We start from the raw sequence: 500 nt of genomic DNA on the forward strand, positions 1-500 counted from the left end.
CAATGAGATGTTCACTTTACCACCCAGCGCGTTCTTTTTAATTGGCGTGATGATTTGGGTCATTAAAATCATTCAGCGTAAGCGCGGATAAGGAAACAGCATGGAACACTATCTTAATTTATTTATCCAAGCGGCGTTTATCGACAATATGGCGCTGTCATTTTTCTTGGGTATGTGCACTTTTTTAGCCGTGTCGAAAAAGGTTTCTACTGCATTTGGTTTAGGCGTTGCAGTGATTGTGGTCATGGTGCTGGCTGTGCCATTAAACCAAATTATCTACGTCAATATCTTAGCCCCAGGCGCATTAGCTTGGGCTGGGTTTCCTGAGCTGAATTTAAGCTATTTACAGTTGATTACCTTTATTGGGGTAATCGCTGCGTTGGTGCAAATTTTAGAAATGTTTTTAGACCGTTATATTCCAACGTTATATCAGTCATTGGGGATCTTTTTGCCGTTATTAACGGTGAATTGTGCCATTTTCGCTGGGGTCATTTTTATGG

General features: G+C 41.0%; 1 protein-coding gene and 1 pseudogene. Both read left to right on the top strand.

The window, feature by feature from the left end:
• A pseudogene (locus tag COW15_RS08395) lies at positions 1 to 91 on the top strand (NADH:ubiquinone reductase (Na(+)-transporting) subunit D); the annotation flags it as partial.
• Between the two features lie 9 nt (positions 92 to 100).
• The coding region (locus tag COW15_RS08400; protein WP_293631739.1) for an Rnf-Nqr domain containing protein at positions 101 to 500 on the top strand (400 nt) is incomplete at its 3' end.

Source organism: Shewanella sp. CG12_big_fil_rev_8_21_14_0_65_47_15 (assembly GCF_002783505.1).
GTDB lineage: Bacteria > Pseudomonadota > Gammaproteobacteria > Enterobacterales > Shewanellaceae > Shewanella.